This window comes from Bacillus sp. Marseille-Q1617 (assembly GCF_903645295.1).
GTDB lineage: Bacteria > Bacillota > Bacilli > Bacillales > Bacillaceae_B > Rossellomorea.
In genome coordinates this window covers 1,620,003-1,637,332 of record NZ_CAHJXM010000001.1, presented here as the reverse complement: position 1 = coordinate 1,637,332, position 17,330 = coordinate 1,620,003, and the positions used below count along the sequence as shown (strand labels likewise).

Here is a 17,330-nt window from a genome sequence, read left to right as displayed (position 1 = left end):
CACAATGGTGATGTAAACGTTCTCATAAAAATAGTAGCTTAATCTGAAATCCTTGTTACCTGTGTGATATTTGGAAGTGATGTTATTTCTTCGATTACGGCTTCCTCTATCGGTTGATCCACTTCGATCGTCATCAGTGCCATCTTGCCTTTTTCCTTCCTGGAAACATCCATATGACCGATATTCAACTGATGTTTGGCCAATATATTTGAAACAGATGCAATCGCACCGAATCGATCATCGTGAACGACCAGTATGGCAGGATGGTGGCCTGACAGCTTCAGTTCAAAACCATTTAACTCAATGATTTCAACCTTTCCTCCCCCAATGGAGATGCCGACAAGTTCCAATTCACCCTGGTCGTCGCCCATTTGGATTCTGGCTGTATTAGGGTGGTCCGTAACCGCATCCTCTTCCTGGAATTTTACTCTGATTCCTTTTTTCCTTGCCTGATCGATTGAATGGATGATTCGTTCATCAAACGTATCATAATCAAGGATTCCCCCTATTATCGCAACGTCGGTTCCATGACCCTTATACGTTTTAGCGAAAGAGCCGTAAAACGAAATCGTCACCCACTTAGGCTCACGGCGGAAGAGGTTTCGTGCAATCCTCCCGATTCGTGCGGCCCCCGCAGTGTGAGAGCTTGATGGTCCAATCATCACGGGACCGATAATATCGAATACACTTTTGTATTTCATCGTAGATTTCCCCCTGTCTAAACAAGCAAACTACTTTTATTCTAACATAATTTAAGGGGACAAGCGCATGTTAAGCGCTGTCCCCTTCATCCTTTTATTCAACTGAGAATATATAGGAGTAAAGTGGCTGTTTTCCGTTATGAACTTCCACTTCCACATCTTCATAGTTTTCTTCTACATATTCCTGTATTGAATTTACATCATCTTCAGTTACATCTTCACCATATAAAATGGTAAGAATTTCGGAATCTTCATCAAGCATCTCGTCCAATAGACTTTTTGCTGTAGTCGCTCGATCCTTCTCTGCAATCACAATCTTGCCTTCAGCGATCCCCATGAAATCATCTTTCGAAATTGCCATTCCGTCGATGTTCGTATCTCTCACAGCATAGGTGATCTGACCTGTCTTAACGTGCTGAGACGCTTCGCTCATCGTCTTCTTATTATCTTCTACAGAAGCGGCAGGATTGAAAGCAAGTAATGCAGCCATCCCCTGAGGGACAGTCTTCGTAGGGACAACAGCCACTTCTGAACCCAATACTTCCGCGGCCTGTTCCGCTGCCATGATAATATTTTTATTATTAGGCATGATGATGACTTTCTTGGCATTCACTTCTTCCACAGCCTTCACGATATCTTCGGTGCTTGGGTTCATCGTCTGACCGCCCTCGATCACCGCAGTCGCACCGATGCTCTTGAAGAGGTCTGAAATCCCTTCACCCATGGCAACCGTCACGATGGCGAAGTCCACTTCCTTTTTAACAGGTGGAGCTTCCGCCTTGACTGCATGTGTTTCACCTACGATGCTGCTGTGCTGCTGTCTCATATTTTCAATCTTAATATTGATGAGACTTCCGTATTTATGTCCATAAGATAAAACATTACCCGGCTGTTCAGAGTGAATATGTACTTTTGCCAGTTCATCATCGCTGATCACCAGCAGTGAATCACCAAATTCACTTAAATCATTGCGGAAATCCTCTTCATTAAAAGCCTGCTTATCTTCTTCAAATTTGACCATGAATTCAGTACAATAGCCAAATTCAATATCTTCGGTACTCATGAAATCCTGGGCTGCCTTATGATGTTCAGCACTTACAAGATCATTCATGGAAGGCAATGACGCTTGTTCAGAAACTTTTTCACCTTTCAATTCAGCCAGGAAACCTTCATAGACGAATAGTAACCCCTGTCCGCCGCTATCCACCACTCCAACTTCCTTCAATACCGGAAGCAGATCAGGCGTGCGATCCAAAGATGCCTTTGCTTCATTTACAATCGCCTGCATCACCTTTATAAAGTCGCTCTCTTTTTGTGCAGAACTCACGCCTTTTTTGGCTGCGTCCTTGGCTACCGTCAAGATCGTTCCTTCGACAGGTTTCATTACAGCTTTATAAGCAGTTTCCACTCCTGACTGCAGGGCATCGGCGAATTCCTTAGTTGTTAAGGAGCTTTTCCCTTCAATTGCTTTCCCAAATCCTCTAAACAACTGGGAAAGGATAACACCTGAGTTACCTCTCGCTCCCATCAATAACCCTTTTGAAAGTGCAGAAGCAACATTCCCAATATGATCTTGGGTATTCTGACTAACTTCTTTTGCACCTGAAGTCATTGATAAATTCATGTTTGTTCCAGTATCACCATCAGGAACAGGAAAGACGTTCAACGCGTCAACCAGCTGGGCATTAGCAGACAGCTTAGCAGCGCCTTGGATGACCATTTCGGCAAAACGTTTTCCTTCCAAAGATGTAATCGACACAAATCTTCCTCCTCACTACGGGTTCGTTACTCGAACCCCCTGCACAAAAATATTTACTGAATCTACCGCCAAGCCGACGGTCTTATCAAGGGTATATTTAACCTTGGATTGTACGTTATGAGCAATCTCAGAAATTTTTGTACCATAGCTCACAATAATATACATATCAATATGTACTTCCTCATCACCTTGACGAACAATCACTCCGCGAGTGAAGTTTTCTTTACGTAAGATATCTGTAAAACCGTCTTTAATTTGATTTTTTGAAGCCATTCCAACAATTCCGTAGCAATCCACCGCTGCACCTCCAGCAATCATTGCAATGACATCATTCGTAATATCAATTTGTCCGTACTGCGTTTTTAATTCGATGGACATGGAATGTTCTCCCCCTTTAAATACATGCTTGGCTAAAAACATTTTACTATAACTATGCGCTTAATGAAAGCTAAAGTATATTCTATCCTCTATTTCTGCATCAATATCTATCATTTTTTCCAATTTATTTCGCTTTACACTTATAAATAGAAAAAAGACGCCCTTCTAGAAAGACGTCTCCTCATTTTTAAGTATTATACACGCTCGACTTTACCTGATTTCAACGCTCTTGCAGAAACCCAAACTTTTTTAGGTTTTCCGTCCACAAGAATACGAACTTTTTGCAGGTTAGCACCCCAAGTACGCTTGTTCGCATTCATAGCGTGAGAGCGAGCGTTACCAGCGCTAGCTTTACGGCCTGTTACTACGCATTTCTTTGCCATAATCTATTCCCTCCTCACTAACAAGAAGCTGAAGTTACATTTCAGTTCTACATTTCGCTTTTTTCATAAAGATACTTTAATAATTTATCACACAAGCTCCCATAATGCAACAGTTCAATTAAAAGGTTTCAAGAAAAAATACTTTACAGGTAGAAAAGCGGAGGCGGCTCGCTTAGAGACGACAAGCATAAGACAAGGCAGCCTAAAAGGCGGTTTTTGCCTTATGGGATGGCATGGCTTATGTCTCGAGTCTTTAGCCGCCTGAGCTGGACAACGAGAAATGCGGAAGTGGGCGTTTTGCTCCCTTTGAAAAATGTTCTTCGTCTTTAGAGGCGCTTTTTGCCTCAAAAGACGAAGGTTAATTTTCAAACGGGAGCAGACCACTGAAGCTGGACAGGTAGAAAAGTGGAAGGGCTTTGCTCAGAGGCAGGTGGCATAAAACGAACCGGATGGGAAGTGCGGCATCAGAAGGGCGAGGACGGCGGCTCCCGCATCCTTGCCCGTGCAGCCTAAAGATTTTTCGACAAGTTGCACGTATTTCGGTGAAAGTGGATTGTATTTTTCAAAAGTTGCACGTAAATCCTGAAATTAGGATCATAAACACCTCGACGGGTATAACATCAACTGTCCTTTAAATCCTGAAGACCCCCTTTTACACCTTAAAAGGCTTACTGTTTTCATTATTTATATAAAAAACCCTTTGGTTTCCTGCCAAATAACCTCTTTCCCATACGAAACTAGCAGACAATAGAAATGCACCAAATACTATCCCCAACAACAAAAAAAGAAAGCAGCCCCCAGCTGCCTTCAATCCCATCTTTATTCCTTTTTAAATGTTCCTAACATCGCTCGAACAAGCCCGCCCAAGAACTTTGGTAATTTAATTGTATAAAATCGCATTTCAGTCCCTCCCCGCAATCTAAAGAACGTAATGTTTCGCTTGACATCATTTCAGTCTATTCAAGCAGGTGCATTTAAGTACGTCTTCTTTCTTCATTGGGTCAAGAAGTGCTATCGCTGCTTCTTATCACCATTAATATGCCATTTGTAAAAGAAAAAGTACCAGATGATTGTATAAGTTCATTACTAATACATAGTGTGGAACCGCGGAAAATATTCCGGTTTTTTAGCGGGTATTTGAATCCGGTGAGTGTCAGATTCTCTACCGATCCAGTCATTGGGACAAACGAAATATACTTGTGTGAAGGGGATTCAAATACCATATGCTCTCCTGCTTCTACGACCCGGAGATGGTTTTGAACATCGATCAATTCACTTTTTACTCCGGATCCAAGGAGGTCCGGCTGCATCAATAATTGGACGTTCCCCATAAAATGATCCAGACGGCCGCCAGTTGCCCCGAAAATCTTGATGGATTCAGGGTTTTGGGTGAGCACCCAATTCAGCGCAAGCTCTAGATCCGTCTCATCTTTTTCGGGCTGATAAGTGTTTACGGTCTTTACCCTATCCTCGATCAATGACCATTCTATATCATTCACCGAGTCAAAGTCGCCGAACGCTCCCATTGGCTCAAGGCCGTTTTGAAGGATGGTAAATACGCCCCTGTCAACTCCGATCCAATTTACATTTTCGGAATGGAAAGATTTCAAATCCGGTAAATATTTTTCTGGTCCACCTGCAACGATACAGTACTCCAATATTTTCACCTCACGTATATAAAATGGACTGATCCATCAATTCCCGCTGGATCAGTCCGTGTAAATTATTTTGAAAGCGATTTTCTTAATTCCTGAATCGCTGCTCCTCTGTCGGATCTGTTGTAAATAGCTGACCCGGCGACAAACACGTCTGCTCCGGCATCAGCACAAACCGCTGCCGTTTCTGGATTGATCCCGCCATCCACTTCAATTTCAAGTGCCGGGTTCATCACTTCGGCCCAGCTACGGATCTGTTTGATTTTAGGAACGACTGATGGAATGAAAGATTGCCCGCCAAACCCCGGGTTAACCGTCATTAACAATACCATATCAATATCCTCAAGGATCGGTTTAATCCAGTCTGCAGGCGTAGCCGGATTCAAGACGACTCCCGCTTTCACACCTTTGCTCTTTATCAACTGGATGGTTCTGTGCAGGTGAGGTGCTGCCTCTACATGTACCGTGATGTAGTCAGCGCCGGCATCGGCAAATGCCTCGATATACTGATCGGGATTCGCGATCATAAGGTGAACATCCAATGGAAGTTCTGTAAGGGGGCGAATGGCTTTGACTACCATCGGTCCCATCGTGATGTTCGGGACAAAATGACCGTCCATCACATCAATATGGATATAATCCGCTCCTCCATTTTCTACGTCCTTGATTTCTTTTCCCAGTTCTGCAAAATTTGCAGAAAGAATGGATGGTGCTATTTTCATTACTTAATACCTCGGCTTTCTATCTTTTATTTCTTGGTGGAACGTCAGGTAGTGATCATATCGGTAACTTGGGATGTCACCTGTGTCAACCGCATTCTTCACAGCGCATTTCGGTTCGTTGATGTGCAGGCAGCCCCTGAATTTGCATTGCTCCGATGCTTCAACCATCTCAGGGAAACATTGAGGCAGCTCTTCGACTTCAATATCAGTAAACTCCAAGGAACTGAACCCTGGTGTATCCGCCACCAATCCATTATCGATATGAATGAGCTCAACATGCCGGGTGGTATGCTTCCCTCTGCCCAAATGAGATGAAATCATGGCTGTTTTCAACTCGAGTTCGGGTTTTATCACATTCAATAAGGTCGACTTGCCCACTCCGGATTGACCGGCAAATACCGACGTTTTACCTTTCATGTATGGGGACAATTCTTCTATTCCCTGCTCAGTCTTGGATGATGTGATGACCACTTCATAGCCGAAAGACCGGTAATGTTCCACATACTCTTCAATTTCATTTATTTCATCGGATTGCAGCAAATCCATTTTGGTTATGCAAATGAGCGGGGCTATGTCTTTGCTTTCAACCAAAACAAGGAAACGATCCAATAACGTGGTGCTGAAATCTGGTTCACGGGCTGAAAATACTAATATGGCCTGATCAACATTTGCAATGGGAGGTCGTACCAGTTCATTCTTCCGTTCTAATACCTTCATGATATAGCCTTCTGTCTCGTTATCCGCCTGGAATTCCACATAATCTCCTACAAGAGGGTTCACTTTATTTTTCCGGAATACTCCTCTGCCGCGGCATTGAGTGATTTCCCCGTCGGAAAGAACATAATAAAATCCACTTAATGCTTTGATAATTTTCCCTTCTGCCATTCGGGACCTCCTTTTAGATCTATAAACAATCACTATGTATACTTTCATTTTATATCATAATTCCATTATAAATGAAAATAAGAGGACTGTCCCCTTAGGTTTACAGTAACCCGGGTACAGTCCCGCTCATCGTTTATTCTTCGTCTTTAGGATACTCAACGGTTTCGGTTTTATACTCCTCGCCGTCAATCACAATTTTATATTTCCCTGGTTTTCCATCTTCGAGAATAAGGGTCAGATTATATTTTTTATTTGCAGTAATGCCGTCTTTAATTTCACCATCTTCATCTTCTAAGGTCCTGGTTTTGTCTTGAACGAAAATTTCTACGGCCTGCATAGTTCCGTCTTCTTTAGTATAGGGCACTTCAATTTCGACGGGCACTTCTTTTTCTTTCACAGGTTCTGGTCCCTTCGACATCACTACTAATACTTCATCACCAGGAAATATAGGAGTACCTGCCTTTGTTTTTTGCGAGATCACATGACCTTCTGGTATATCATCTGAATATTGTTCTTCTAACGTTACAATAGATATACCGCGTGAATTTGCATAATCATCAAGCACCTTCTGATTCAAGTTTGTTAAATCAAGCAACTCAAAAGATGATGGTCCTGTACTGACAGTAAGGGTGATCGTTGTGTCACTTGCTACGACTTCATTACCAGGGGAAGGGTCCTGCTCGATGATTGTACCCTCTTCTTCTTCATTTGATGGTTCTTCTTCTTTCTTTACGGTAAAGCCCTGTTCTTCAAGTCTGGAAGCAATCTCTTCAAAATTCTTTCCTATAAAATTATCTACCTCTATCTTTTCTTTACCTGTACTCACATATATATCTACTGATGAGCCTTCATTTGCCATACGGCCTTCCTTCGGGTTTGTCTTGATTACTTGTCCCTCAGGAACTTCTTCACTTGACATCTCTTTCGTTTCTCCGACCACGAACCCGGCAGAAACGATTATGGATACTGCCTCTGTAGGCTCTTTTCCTTCGACATTAGGAACCTTTATTTCCTTTGGACCCAGCAATTCAGGAACAACCGTCACAGCAGCAACCCCCAACAGTATAAGTAAAAAGAACAGGCTGATGATCAGCACAGGCCATTTCCTCTTGCTTTTCTTTTTGGGTTTTTCCTTTTTCCCTTTCACAGGCTTTGTGTCATCTGCAGCCTTGACCGGTTTCGCCGGTTTTGTCTCAGGGCTGGATTGGGTGTGGATGATGGTATCATCAAGATTTGATGAACCCTTATCATCTGTTATGACAGGAATTGCTTTTGTGGCTTCATCATCCATGGGTACTGAAAATTTAGGCTCATCCATCCGTTCTGGATCGAGTGCCGTTGTCAGATCATCATCCATTTCCTCCAGGCTGTCATACCTTCTGAAAGGATCTTTGGCAGTGGCTTTTAGGACAATGTTCTCTACACTTTGCGGGATGTCAGGATTCCACCTTCTCAATGAGGGTGTTTCTGACTGCAAGTGCTTCAACGCGATTGAAACAGCTGACTCGCCGGAAAACGGCAGTCGGCCGGTCAATAACTCGAACATCACGATTCCAAGTGAATAAATATCCGATTTCTTAGTCGCCATTCCTCCTCTTGCCTGCTCAGGCGACAAGTAATGCACAGACCCAAGTACAGAATTTGTCTGAGTGATGGAGGTGGCACTAAGTGCCATGGCAATACCGAAATCAGTGATTTTCACCGTACCTTCCTCATCGATCAATATGTTATGGGGTTTGATATCCCGATGGACGATATGGTTCTGATGGGCATGTGAAATAGCCAGGGTCAGCTGTTTCATAATATCCAATGCCGTATCGATGCCTACAGGTGAATGCTGCTGTATGTATTGTTTCAAGGTCATGCCTTGTACATATTCCATTACGATATAATAGAGATCATCTTCTTCCCCGACATCATAAATACTGACAATGTTCGGGTGGACAAGGCTGGTAGCAGATTGTGCCTCCCGTTGAAATCGTTTAATAAATTCTTCTTCATTTGCAAAATCCATTCGGAGCATTTTAATGGCCACTTCACGATCGAGAATCATGTCGTGGGCAAGATATACGTTGGCCATCCCTCCGCCGCCGATCAGTTTAATGATCCTGTATCGGCCGCTGATGCGCTTTCCATTCATCATGTACTATCACCCGCTTTCCGTTTCAGCGGCATACTCAACGATCAGGACGGTGATATTATCTTCCCCGCCATAATCGTTAGCCAAATGAACGAGCTTCTCGCCTTTGTTCTCGAGAGAGTCATCATTTGATAAGATCTCTTTCATTTCTTGTTCTGAAACTTTGTTTGATAAACCATCCGAGCATAATAAGAGAACATCATCATCTTCAAACATGATCGTCTTGATATCCATTGAGATCGTCGTCTCTGTTCCGATTGCTCTTAAGATCACGTTTTTCCTTGGATGGTGCTCCGCATCCTCTTTTGAGATTTCACCGCTTCTGACAAGTTCGTTCACCAGTGTATGATCTTCTGTCAGCTGGTGAAATCCGTTTTCATTTAAAATATAACCCCTGCTGTCCCCTATATTCACAATGGTCGCAAACAACGGGGTGCATATCGCACCTACCAGGGTGGTGCCCATCCCCTCACATTCTGTATGGGATTGAGAATAACTATAAACTTCTTGGTTCACTTCGTTAATAGTCGTTTTTAACCAATTTTCAGCCTGGTCTGCAGTCTTGAATTTATCCGTATTTTCCCAGATGTTCTTCAAAGTGGAAATCGCCAGTTGACTCGCCACATCACCCGCACGATGTCCTCCCATACCATCAGCTACAACTGCGAGATAGTCTCCATGTGAATTTTTGAATACATCGACACTGTCTTCGTTATGTTGACGCACTTTCCCTTTATCCGTATAAAAAACCGTTTTCACTCAGGTCACCTCTTCTCTTCTTTCCGCTCCCCTATGTAGAAGCTCCGTCATCCTCAAAGCCGCCAGCTTCCTCGTTTATGGTTCAAAAGATTCAGAGTGAAACACAAGCGGCTAAAGCATGAGTGGAACAAAACAATATAACAATCTTCCTATAATGGTTATGCTGTTCTTCTAGTACATGTACGACTTAAATCGAGTATTTTCCTGCTTGCAAAGTACAAATTCCTTCAAATTACGATATTTTCCATTAGGGCATCGTTCAGTGTCCCGTTTTGATGAAGCAGGAAATATAAAAACCGTCTCCTCCAAAATCCTGTGGAAATATTTGAAGTTCATTCCCTTCAATGAAAGGCTGTACCGCTTCGGGAAGATTCTTCAAATGATATGCTGTAAATTCAGGGTGGTCACTTAAGAAAGTCCGCACCGTTCCTTCATTTTCATTCTTATCTACAGTGCAGGTACTATATACCAGTATCCCGTCTTTTTTGAGAAGCGGCGCTGCTGCTGACAATATGTCGAGCTGTATTTTTTGAAGAGAATGCAGATCAGCTTCTTTTTTCGCATATTTAATATCCGGTTTCCTTCTAAGGACACCCAAGCCCGAGCATGGGGCGTCCACAAGGATCCGATCGAAACTCTCTTTTTCAAATTTTTCTCCGGCTTTCCTGCTGTCCAGTGTGGATGTGAATATATTTGAAAGACCCAGGCGGGAGGCGTTTTCATCAATCAGCTTGACCTTGTGCTTATGTAAATCCAATGCGTATACCTCGCCTGTTCCTCCAAGCAGTTCAGCTATGTGAGTTGTCTTGCCTCCGGGAGCTGCGCAAGCATCCAGGACTTTCATGTTCTTTTCTAATTCGAGGGCATGTGCAACCAGCATGGAGCTCTCGTCCTGAATGGTCAATTCGCCGTTCTGGTAAGCGTCCGTCTTCACCAAATTCCCCCGAAGTGTTTGGACAGCTTCTTCTGTAACGGGACTGGGTTTCACTTCTACACCTATGTTACTCAAGTTATGTATAAGTTCATCTCTTGTCAATTTAGTCGTATTCACGCGCGCTGTTTGTTTAGTAGCGACCAGGTTCATCTCACACATCTCCCGGGTTTTATCCAGCCCGAACTGCTCTTCCCAGCGTTTCACCAGCCAGAAAGGATGACTGGTTTCTATGGAAACCCTTTCGATGGGATCTTTTATCTCGTCAAGGCTCGGGATGCCCTTTCTCTGGATAGATCGAAGCACACCATTCACCAGTCCGGAGATTCCTTTATGCCCTCTCTTTTTGGCTATTTCCACCGCTTCATGTAATACGGCTCTGTCAGGTATCCGGTCCAGATAGACAATTTGATAAAGCGACAGCCTTAATAAGTGGCGCACCCAGTCGTCCAGCTTCCCTTTGATGAAGGGAGCAAGAAAATAGTCCAAAGTCAGTTTCCTCTGTATCGTTCCATAGGTGAGTTCGGTCAAGAGGCCTATGTCCTTGGAAGGAAGCTCATTTTTTTCAATCACCGAATTTAACAATAGATTGCTATACGATTGATTCTTTTCGACCGCTTCGATGACGTCTAGGGCAGCTTCCCTCACGCTTTTCTTATGTTTACTCATATCATTCTCCTAACTTCATTCCTTCTTCTAAATGAGAGCCTGCTCCACGGAGGTAATCCACAGCGCTCATCCTTTTCTTTCCCGAAGGCTGCAGGTCTGTTATTTTTATTGCCGTTTCGTTTCCGGTGGATACGACGAACCCGTCCTTTTGCACCCCAATGATTTCTCCGGGGGTTGAAGAATGACCGCTGACTTTTTCTCCCCACCAAACCTTCATCACCGTTCCATCCAATGTGGTATAGGCGACTGGCCAAGGGTGCATCCCCCTGATATGGTTATAGATTTCTTCACCTGGTTTCGTCCAATCGATCTTTTCCTGTTCCCTCTTGATATTTCTGGCAAAAGTCGCTTTTGAGTCGTCTTGTTTTTCAGGGGTAAGCTTCCCGGATAATAAGTCAGGCAATGTTTTGATCAACAGACTAGAACCCGCGGCACTCAGTTTATCGTGAAGTGTCCCCACATGGTCTTTTTCTTCGATTTCCACTTCAACCTGGCTGATCATATCACCTGCATCCAATTTTTCAACCATGTACATGATGGTTACTCCGGTTTTTTCCTTGCCTTGGATAATTGAATAATGTATCGGGGCTCCGCCTCTAAGTTCAGGCAGCAGGGATGCATGGACATTAATACAGCCATGTTCTGGGGCTTCCAGTAATTCTTTTGGAAGGATCTGCCCGAACGCAGCAGTGATGATAAGGTCTGGATTCAAGGCGAGTATTTCATCCAAATCTTGTTTATTTCTGATTTTCTCAGGCTGATATACAGGGATTCCGTGCTTCATTGCCTCCGCTTTTACAGGAGGCGGCGTCATTACACGTTTTCTTCCTACAGGACGGTCCGGCTGAGTAACCACCGCGATTACTTCATACTCCTCATTCAGTAAAGACTGTAAAACCGGTACTGAAAAATCCGGTGTACCCATAAAAACGATTTTTGTCATTCAACTTCATACCCTTCTAATTCATCTTCTGTAATATATTTTTCTATTTTCGTTGTGAATAGAATTCCATGTAAATGATCTATTTCATGCTGTATGGCACGTGCCAGGAAATCCTTGGCTTGAAATTCTGAGATTTTCCCTTTTCTGTTATACGTACGCACTTTAATGGAGAACGGTCTCGTGACCTCTCCATATAAACCCGGAAAACTGAGGCAGCCTTCAAGATCTGTCTGCTTTCCATCACTTTCTATGATTTCAGGGTTGATCAACTCAATCGTACCGTTTTCATCCCCGATATCAACAATCGCCACCTGCAGGTCAACACCTACCTGCGGCGCTGCCAAACCTACGCCGTCTGCTTCTATCATCGTGTCATACATGTTGTTCAATAGTTTTTTTAATTTCTTATCAAATGCAGTTACCTGGTCACATTCTTTTTCCAAGATTGGATCAGGATGCATTACAATTGGAAGAATCGCCATTTATATCCTCGACTTTCTATATAGCTTTACATCATCATATAAGGATTCACATCAATCGAGATTGATAACCCCCCAGATGCATATTGTTGTTGAAATTGATCCAGCACTGTTTTAAGTGTCGGTGCCAGATTCGGTTCCCGCTTGTATTTTATCAAACATTGGTAACGATATCTATTTTTTATCCGGGGAATGGGAGAAGCAGCCGGTCCGAGGATAACCGTTGATTCCGACAGGCGTGAACGTACAAAACCTGTCAGTTTTTCAGCGATGCCGACGACTTTCATCAAGTCTTCATGACTCAGAGTGATCAATGTAATGAAGTAAAATGGTGGATAGGCCCCCATTTTCCTCATCATCATCTCCTGCATATAAAAGCGGTCATAATCATGCTCTGCCGCTAACTCGATTGAATAATGTTCAGGGGTATAGGTTTGGACGACCACTTCCCCCGGCAGGGTATGCCTGCCAGCCCGTCCGCTGACCTGGGTCAATAGCTGAAAAGTCTTCTCAGCAGCCCGGAAATCCGGTAAATGCAGCATGGTATCCGCACTCAATACACCGACCAGTGTGATATTCGGGAAATCCAGGCCTTTCGCAATCATCTGAGTGCCAAGAAGGATATCCGCTTTCCCTTCGCCGAATGCTGTCAGCAGCTTTTCATGCGACCCCTTCCTGCCCGTTGTATCGACATCCATCCGGATGATCCGCGCACCGGGCAACAGTTTATTAAGTTCCTCTTCCACTTTCTGTGTGCCGGTCCCGAAATAACGGATATGCTCACTGGTACATTCAGGGCAGGTGTTTGGTACATTCTCTTCATAACCGCAATAGTGGCACTTCATTCCATTAGAAAAGCGGTGGTATGTCAGCGATATATCGCAATTCGGACATTGGACGACGAATCCGCAATCACGGCACATGATAAATGAAGAATGACCTCTCCTGTTTAAGAAAAGGACCGTCTGTTCACCTTTTTCCAATCTTGTTTGGAGCTTGTCAAAGAGTTCTTGTGAAAACATCGAGCGGTTCCCGCTTCTTAATTCCTCTCTCATATCTACAATCGATACTTTGGGAAGGTCTCCATCATTCATCCTTCTATTTAAGGTCAACAGTTGATAGACCCCTTTTGAAGCACGGGCGAATGACTCCAAAGAAGGAGTCGCGCTCCCGAGGATGACGGGGCACTGGTGGGTTTCCGCTCTGTGAACAGCTACATCCCTTGCATGATAGCGGGGATTTTCCTCTTGCTTATAGCTTGTCTCGTGTTCCTCATCGATGATGATGATCCCAAGGTTCTCAAATGGCGCAAAAATGGCTGATCTTGCACCCACTACCACTTTTACTTCTTTCCGCTGGATTTTTCTCCATTCGTCATACTTTTCCCCTACCGACAACCCGCTGTGCAGCACAGCAACGTCATCTCCAAACCTGCCTTTGAAGCGATGGACCATTTGCGGGGTGAGGGAAATTTCCGGAACCAAAACAATCGCTTCTTTTCCTTCTTCCAACACCCGCTGGATCGATTGAAGGTAAATTTCAGTTTTACCACTGCCGGTCACTCCATACAAGAGAAACGTTTGATGAGCGGATTGATCGATTTTTTCCTTAATCGGCTCGATGGCTTCAGCCTGCTGATGAGTCAAAAGCAGTGGCGATGTCTTTTCAAACGCCCTGTTTTCAAAAGGGTCACGGTATACCTCTTCCTCTTTTTCCAGCAGCAACCCTTTTTTAACCAATGCTCTGACTGTGGAAGCAGTCGTGCCAGCTCCTTCTATGATTTCATTTAGAAGCATCCCGCCTTTCGGTTGTACAGTACGGCCCATATATTCCATGACTTCCTTTTGTTTATTCGCTTGGGGCGGGAGGTCTGCGAGTATATCCTGAAGCTGGTTTTCCGTGAAATTCGGGAGGATTTTCTTAACCGTCTTTTTCTTCCCTTTGGCTTTGACTTTATATATGACGTCAATCAGCCCTTTTTTCACCTGCTTCTGAATAAGCGGGAGATAACCTGCTTCTTCAACAGGCTTCCAGGAAACCTCGCTGCCTTTTATAAAAAAGCGCCTTAAGGATTCGGGAATTTGTTCGATCTCAATCGGGTCTTCCAAACGAAAAAACTTTTCATACTTTGCCTTCATGGCTGCAGGGAGCATCGCCTGGAAGGCTGAAATTTTAAAACATAATGTTTTATCAGTCAGCCAATTCCCGAGTGATAACAACTCTTCGTTCAGCACCGGTACTAAATCCATAGGTTCAGTAATCGCCTTCAGCTTTGACACTTCACCTTTTTCTTTAAGTTCAATCACAAATCCCTGAATTTTTCGAGGGCCAAACGGGACGACCACTCTCATACCGGGTGAGATACTGCCAAGCCATTCATCAGGAACAAGATAATCGTAGGTCCGGTCTGTCTGCATGGCGGGAACATCGACAATGACACTAGCTACGTTCTTCATGCTTGCCCCTCATTTGCTTTATTGCTTCTATAAAAATTTCCTTTGCAGCTTCCTCTTTCGTGAGCAGCGGCAAATGACGTACAGCATCTGCGGTGATAATGGATACTTTGTTTGTGTCAGTCCCGAAGCCTGAACCCGTTTCCTTCACGTTGTTCGCTACAATCATATCTGCATTTTTTTTATGAAGTTTTGCTTTGGCGTATTCCTCGACATTCGTTGTTTCTGCTGCGAATCCGATTAAATATTGCCCATCCTTTTGTTCACCCAAACTTTTGAGAATATCCCTGGTCCGTTCAAATTCTAGAACCAGGTTACCGTCTTTTTTCTTTAGTTTTTCATCCAGCACGTCCCTTGGACGATAGTCTGCTACTGCAGCACTTTTCACGACAATATCCGCATGAGTGTACACGGAGTGAACAGCCTCGTACATTTCTTCCGCAGAATTAACCCCAACAAAATGAGCCCCTGCTGGCGGTGTTAAATTTGTTGGGCCTGATATCAATGTCACATTGGCCCCAAGGTGTAGAGCCGCCTTCGCTAACGCATACCCCATCTTCCCAGTGGAACGGTTCGAGAAGAAACGGACGGGATCTACCATTTCCCTTGTCGGACCTGCTGTAATGACGATTCGTCTGCCTTTGAGTAAAGATTGTTCTTGCTTTGACCGGGAAAAATGGTCATGTATGATTTCAACGATCTTTTCCGGCTCTTCAAGCCTTCCCTTTCCAATATATCCACAAGCCAAATATCCTTCACTTGGTTCGATGAAGCGGCATCCGTCTTCAAATAACGTCTTAATATTTCTTTGGACTGCAGGATGATCATACATATGTACATTCATAGCCGGGGCAACCCACACTGGCGCTTTGGTTGCCAGCAGAGTGGTCGAAATCATGTCATCCGCAATTCCATTCGCAAGTTTTCCGATTATGTTTGCAGTGGCTGGCGCAACGAGAATGAGATCCGGCCAATCGGCCAAGTCGATATGTGCTATTTTAGAAGAATCCTTTTCGTCAAACGTATCATAATAGACATCTTGTCTGGATAAGGCCTGGAACGTAAGAGGTGCTACAAATTTCCGGGCAGATTCTGTCATGATGACCTTTACCTCCGCTCCGCTTTGGACGAGCTTACTCGTCAAAGCTGCAGCTTTATATACAGCAATTCCACCTGTTACACATAATAGGATTTTTTTCCCCTGATTCATCGATCTTTCCCCCAGTACCTTTATACTTCCTTTTATTATGAAGGATGTTGACCTAAAAAGAAAATAGGGGCTGTCCCAGAAAGATTAATAAAAATCTCCCGGGTCACCCCTCTGTTTTTTTCATGAAGTTGAAATGCTTTTTTTACTCATCGGAGTAAACAGCTTTTTCGTCTCTTTCTTTCATGGATAATTGACCTGCATGTATTTCTTCAAGCGCTTTCCCTACAAATTTTTGTGAAGAATACTTATCCAGGCGGAAATCACCCGTATCCTGAAGGTTCCTTGCGCGTTTAGCCGCGACACTTACTAAGGAATATTTGGAATCAATCTTTTTCATCAATGAGTCAATGGATGGGTATAACATCTATTCAACCTCCAGCATTTTAATATATCGTTGTTGAACTCTTTCTCTTTTGCAGTGCTCAGCCTGCACGATCGAGTTGATTTTTTCTACAGCATTTTCAATCTTGTCATTCTCTACGATATAATCGTAAAGATTCATCATTTCAATTTCTTTTCTGGCAGTGTTCAATCTTCCCTGAATGACTTCATCTGTTTCAGTCCCTCTTGTTACAAGACGGTTTTGAAGTTCTGAAAGGCTTGGAGGTGCCAGGAAAATGAATAATCCTTCCGGGAACTTATCACGGACCTGCTGTGCACCCTGCACTTCAATTTCCAGGAAGACATCTTTTCCTTTGTTGATTGTCTCACGGACATAGTCGACCGGAGTGCCGTAATAGTTACCTACAAATTCAGCATACTCAAGCAGCTTCCCCTGTTCGATCAATGCTTCAAATTCTTCTCTTGATTTAAAGAAATAATCAACTCCGTCTACCTCTCCCTCCCGCGGCTTGCGGGTCGTCATCGAAATGGAGTATTCAAATTTCGTATCTTCTTGGGAAAAAATCGCCTTACGCACTGTTCCTTTTCCTACTCCAGATGGGCCGGAAAGTACGATCAGCAATCCTTTTTCATTCATTTATTTACCCTGCCCTTCTTCTTGCAAATCCTCTTTATCAGTTAAGCGGTGAGCAACTGTTTCGGGTTGAACAGCTGATAATATGACATGATCACTATCGGTGATGATGACTGCCCTGGTTCTTCTTCCGTATGTAGCATCCACTAAAGTACCCCGGTCTCTTGCATCTTGAATTAGACGCTTTATCGGCGCAGACTCAGGACTGACAATCGAGATGATCCGATTGGCTGATACAATATTTCCAAACCCTATATTGATGAGCTTAATAGACATGACGCTCCTCC

At 43.7% G+C, this 17,330-nt stretch carries 18 protein-coding genes; all 18 read right to left on the bottom strand.

The annotated features are described in order from the left end of the window. Nucleotides 1-38: 38 nt before the first annotated feature. The 18 genes from sdaAB to remA all read right to left on the bottom strand — a co-directional run bounded on the left by sdaAB (nt 39) and on the right by remA (nt 17,319). On the bottom strand, nt 39-701 hold the full coding sequence (gene sdaAB, locus HWX64_RS08160) for an L-serine ammonia-lyase, iron-sulfur-dependent subunit beta (RefSeq protein WP_175988922.1): 663 nt from the start codon (nt 699-701) through the stop codon (nt 39-41). Nucleotides 702-795: 94 nt separating this feature from the next. Continuing rightward, entirely contained in the window at nt 796-2,460 is a 1,665-nt protein-coding gene (locus HWX64_RS08155; RefSeq protein ID WP_175988920.1) for a DAK2 domain-containing protein, read from the bottom strand. 15 nt (nt 2,461-2,475) lie between these two features. Then, on the bottom strand, nt 2,476-2,838 hold the full coding sequence (locus HWX64_RS08150) for an Asp23/Gls24 family envelope stress response protein (protein WP_175988918.1): 363 nt from the start codon (nt 2,836-2,838) through the stop codon (nt 2,476-2,478). 194 nt (nt 2,839-3,032) lie between these two features. Beyond that, on the bottom strand, nt 3,033-3,221 hold the full coding sequence (gene rpmB, locus HWX64_RS08145; protein WP_032088875.1) for a 50S ribosomal protein L28: 189 nt from the start codon (nt 3,219-3,221) through the stop codon (nt 3,033-3,035). 819 nt (nt 3,222-4,040) lie between these two features. Further along, nucleotides 4,041-4,121, bottom strand: a complete 81-nt coding sequence (gene spoVM, locus HWX64_RS08140; protein ID WP_032088878.1) for a stage V sporulation protein SpoVM — start codon at nt 4,119-4,121, stop codon at nt 4,041-4,043. A 101-nt stretch (nt 4,122-4,222) separates the two neighbouring features. Further along, the gene (locus HWX64_RS08135; RefSeq protein ID WP_175988916.1) at nt 4,223-4,879 is read right to left on the bottom strand and encodes a thiamine diphosphokinase; all 657 of its coding nucleotides are present in this window, start codon (nt 4,877-4,879) and stop codon (nt 4,223-4,225) included. Between the two features lie 65 nt (nt 4,880-4,944). Continuing rightward, on the bottom strand, nt 4,945-5,598 hold the full coding sequence (gene rpe, locus HWX64_RS08130; RefSeq protein ID WP_175988914.1) for a ribulose-phosphate 3-epimerase: 654 nt from the start codon (nt 5,596-5,598) through the stop codon (nt 4,945-4,947). 3 nt (nt 5,599-5,601) lie between these two features. Beyond that, nucleotides 5,602-6,483: a ribosome small subunit-dependent GTPase A gene (gene rsgA / locus HWX64_RS08125; protein WP_175988912.1), complete on the bottom strand. Its 882-nt coding sequence runs from the start codon at nt 6,481-6,483 to the stop codon at nt 5,602-5,604. A 133-nt stretch (nt 6,484-6,616) separates the two neighbouring features. Further along, nucleotides 6,617-8,626: a Stk1 family PASTA domain-containing Ser/Thr kinase gene (gene pknB / locus HWX64_RS08120; RefSeq protein ID WP_175988911.1), complete on the bottom strand. Its 2,010-nt coding sequence runs from the start codon at nt 8,624-8,626 to the stop codon at nt 6,617-6,619. Between the two features lie 6 nt (nt 8,627-8,632). After that, nucleotides 8,633-9,382, bottom strand: a complete 750-nt coding sequence (locus HWX64_RS08115; RefSeq protein ID WP_175988909.1) for a Stp1/IreP family PP2C-type Ser/Thr phosphatase — start codon at nt 9,380-9,382, stop codon at nt 8,633-8,635. A 259-nt stretch (nt 9,383-9,641) separates the two neighbouring features. Beyond that, nucleotides 9,642-10,982 carry a 16S rRNA (cytosine(967)-C(5))-methyltransferase RsmB gene (gene rsmB / locus HWX64_RS08110; RefSeq protein WP_175988906.1) on the bottom strand — a complete coding sequence of 447 codons (1,341 nt, stop codon included), beginning with the start codon at nt 10,980-10,982 and terminating at the stop codon, nt 9,642-9,644. Between the two features lies 1 nt (nt 10,983). Continuing rightward, the gene (fmt, locus tag HWX64_RS08105; protein ID WP_175988904.1) at nt 10,984-11,925 is read right to left on the bottom strand and encodes a methionyl-tRNA formyltransferase; all 942 of its coding nucleotides are present in this window, start codon (nt 11,923-11,925) and stop codon (nt 10,984-10,986) included. Next, nucleotides 11,922-12,407 (bottom strand): peptide deformylase, encoded by a 486-nt coding sequence (gene def, locus HWX64_RS08100; protein ID WP_175988902.1) that lies wholly within the window; start codon nt 12,405-12,407, stop codon nt 11,922-11,924. Before def ends, fmt begins: the two co-directional genes overlap by 4 nt. A gap of 26 nt (nt 12,408-12,433) precedes the next feature. Next, a complete protein-coding gene (priA, locus tag HWX64_RS08095; RefSeq protein ID WP_175988900.1) occupies nt 12,434-14,860 on the bottom strand; it encodes a primosomal protein N' in 2,427 nt (808 codons plus the stop codon). Beyond that, a complete protein-coding gene (coaBC, locus tag HWX64_RS08090) occupies nt 14,844-16,067 on the bottom strand; it encodes a bifunctional phosphopantothenoylcysteine decarboxylase/phosphopantothenate--cysteine ligase CoaBC (RefSeq protein WP_175988898.1) in 1,224 nt (407 codons plus the stop codon). The genes priA and coaBC overlap by 17 nt, the downstream gene beginning before the upstream one ends. Nucleotides 16,068-16,209: 142 nt before the next feature. Beyond that, a complete protein-coding gene (rpoZ, locus tag HWX64_RS08085) occupies nt 16,210-16,431 on the bottom strand; it encodes a DNA-directed RNA polymerase subunit omega (RefSeq protein ID WP_071617929.1) in 222 nt (73 codons plus the stop codon). Next, nucleotides 16,432-17,046 carry a guanylate kinase gene (gene gmk, locus HWX64_RS08080; protein WP_175988896.1) on the bottom strand — a complete coding sequence of 205 codons (615 nt, stop codon included), beginning with the start codon at nt 17,044-17,046 and terminating at the stop codon, nt 16,432-16,434. It lies immediately after the preceding gene. Beyond that, on the bottom strand, nt 17,047-17,319 hold the full coding sequence (gene remA / locus HWX64_RS08075) for an extracellular matrix/biofilm regulator RemA (RefSeq protein WP_172248446.1): 273 nt from the start codon (nt 17,317-17,319) through the stop codon (nt 17,047-17,049). Nucleotides 17,320-17,330 lie beyond the last annotated feature (11 nt).

Excerpts from the sequence above, each read along its gene's own strand:
- sdaAB (WP_175988922.1), bottom strand. The coding sequence starts at position 701 with ATGAAATACAAAAGTGTATTCGATATTATCGGTCCCGTGATGATTGGA.
- HWX64_RS08150 (WP_175988918.1), bottom strand. The coding sequence starts at position 2,838 with ATGTCCATCGAATTAAAAACGCAGTACGGACAAATTGATATTACGAAT.
- rpmB (WP_032088875.1), bottom strand. The coding sequence starts at position 3,221 with ATGGCAAAGAAATGCGTAGTAACAGGCCGTAAAGCTAGCGCTGGTAAC.
- spoVM (WP_032088878.1), bottom strand. The coding sequence starts at position 4,121 with ATGCGATTTTATACAATTAAATTACCAAAGTTCTTGGGCGGGCTTGTT.
- rpe (WP_175988914.1), bottom strand. The coding sequence starts at position 5,598 with ATGAAAATAGCACCATCCATTCTTTCTGCAAATTTTGCAGAACTGGGA.
- rsgA (WP_175988912.1), bottom strand. The coding sequence starts at position 6,483 with ATGGCAGAAGGGAAAATTATCAAAGCATTAAGTGGATTTTATTATGTT.
- pknB (WP_175988911.1), bottom strand. The coding sequence starts at position 8,626 with ATGATGAATGGAAAGCGCATCAGCGGCCGATACAGGATCATTAAACTG.
- rsmB (WP_175988906.1), bottom strand. The coding sequence starts at position 10,982 with ATGAGTAAACATAAGAAAAGCGTGAGGGAAGCTGCCCTAGACGTCATC.
- fmt (WP_175988904.1), bottom strand. The coding sequence starts at position 11,925 with ATGACAAAAATCGTTTTTATGGGTACACCGGATTTTTCAGTACCGGTT.
- def (WP_175988902.1), bottom strand. The coding sequence starts at position 12,407 with ATGGCGATTCTTCCAATTGTAATGCATCCTGATCCAATCTTGGAAAAA.
- priA (WP_175988900.1), bottom strand. The coding sequence starts at position 14,860 with ATGAAGAACGTAGCTAGTGTCATTGTCGATGTTCCCGCCATGCAGACA.
- coaBC (WP_175988898.1), bottom strand. The coding sequence starts at position 16,067 with ATGAATCAGGGGAAAAAAATCCTATTATGTGTAACAGGTGGAATTGCT.
- rpoZ (WP_071617929.1), bottom strand. The coding sequence starts at position 16,431 with ATGTTATACCCATCCATTGACTCATTGATGAAAAAGATTGATTCCAAA.
- gmk (WP_175988896.1), bottom strand. The coding sequence starts at position 17,046 with ATGAATGAAAAAGGATTGCTGATCGTACTTTCCGGCCCATCTGGAGTA.
- remA (WP_172248446.1), bottom strand. The coding sequence starts at position 17,319 with ATGTCTATTAAGCTCATCAATATAGGGTTTGGAAATATTGTATCAGCC.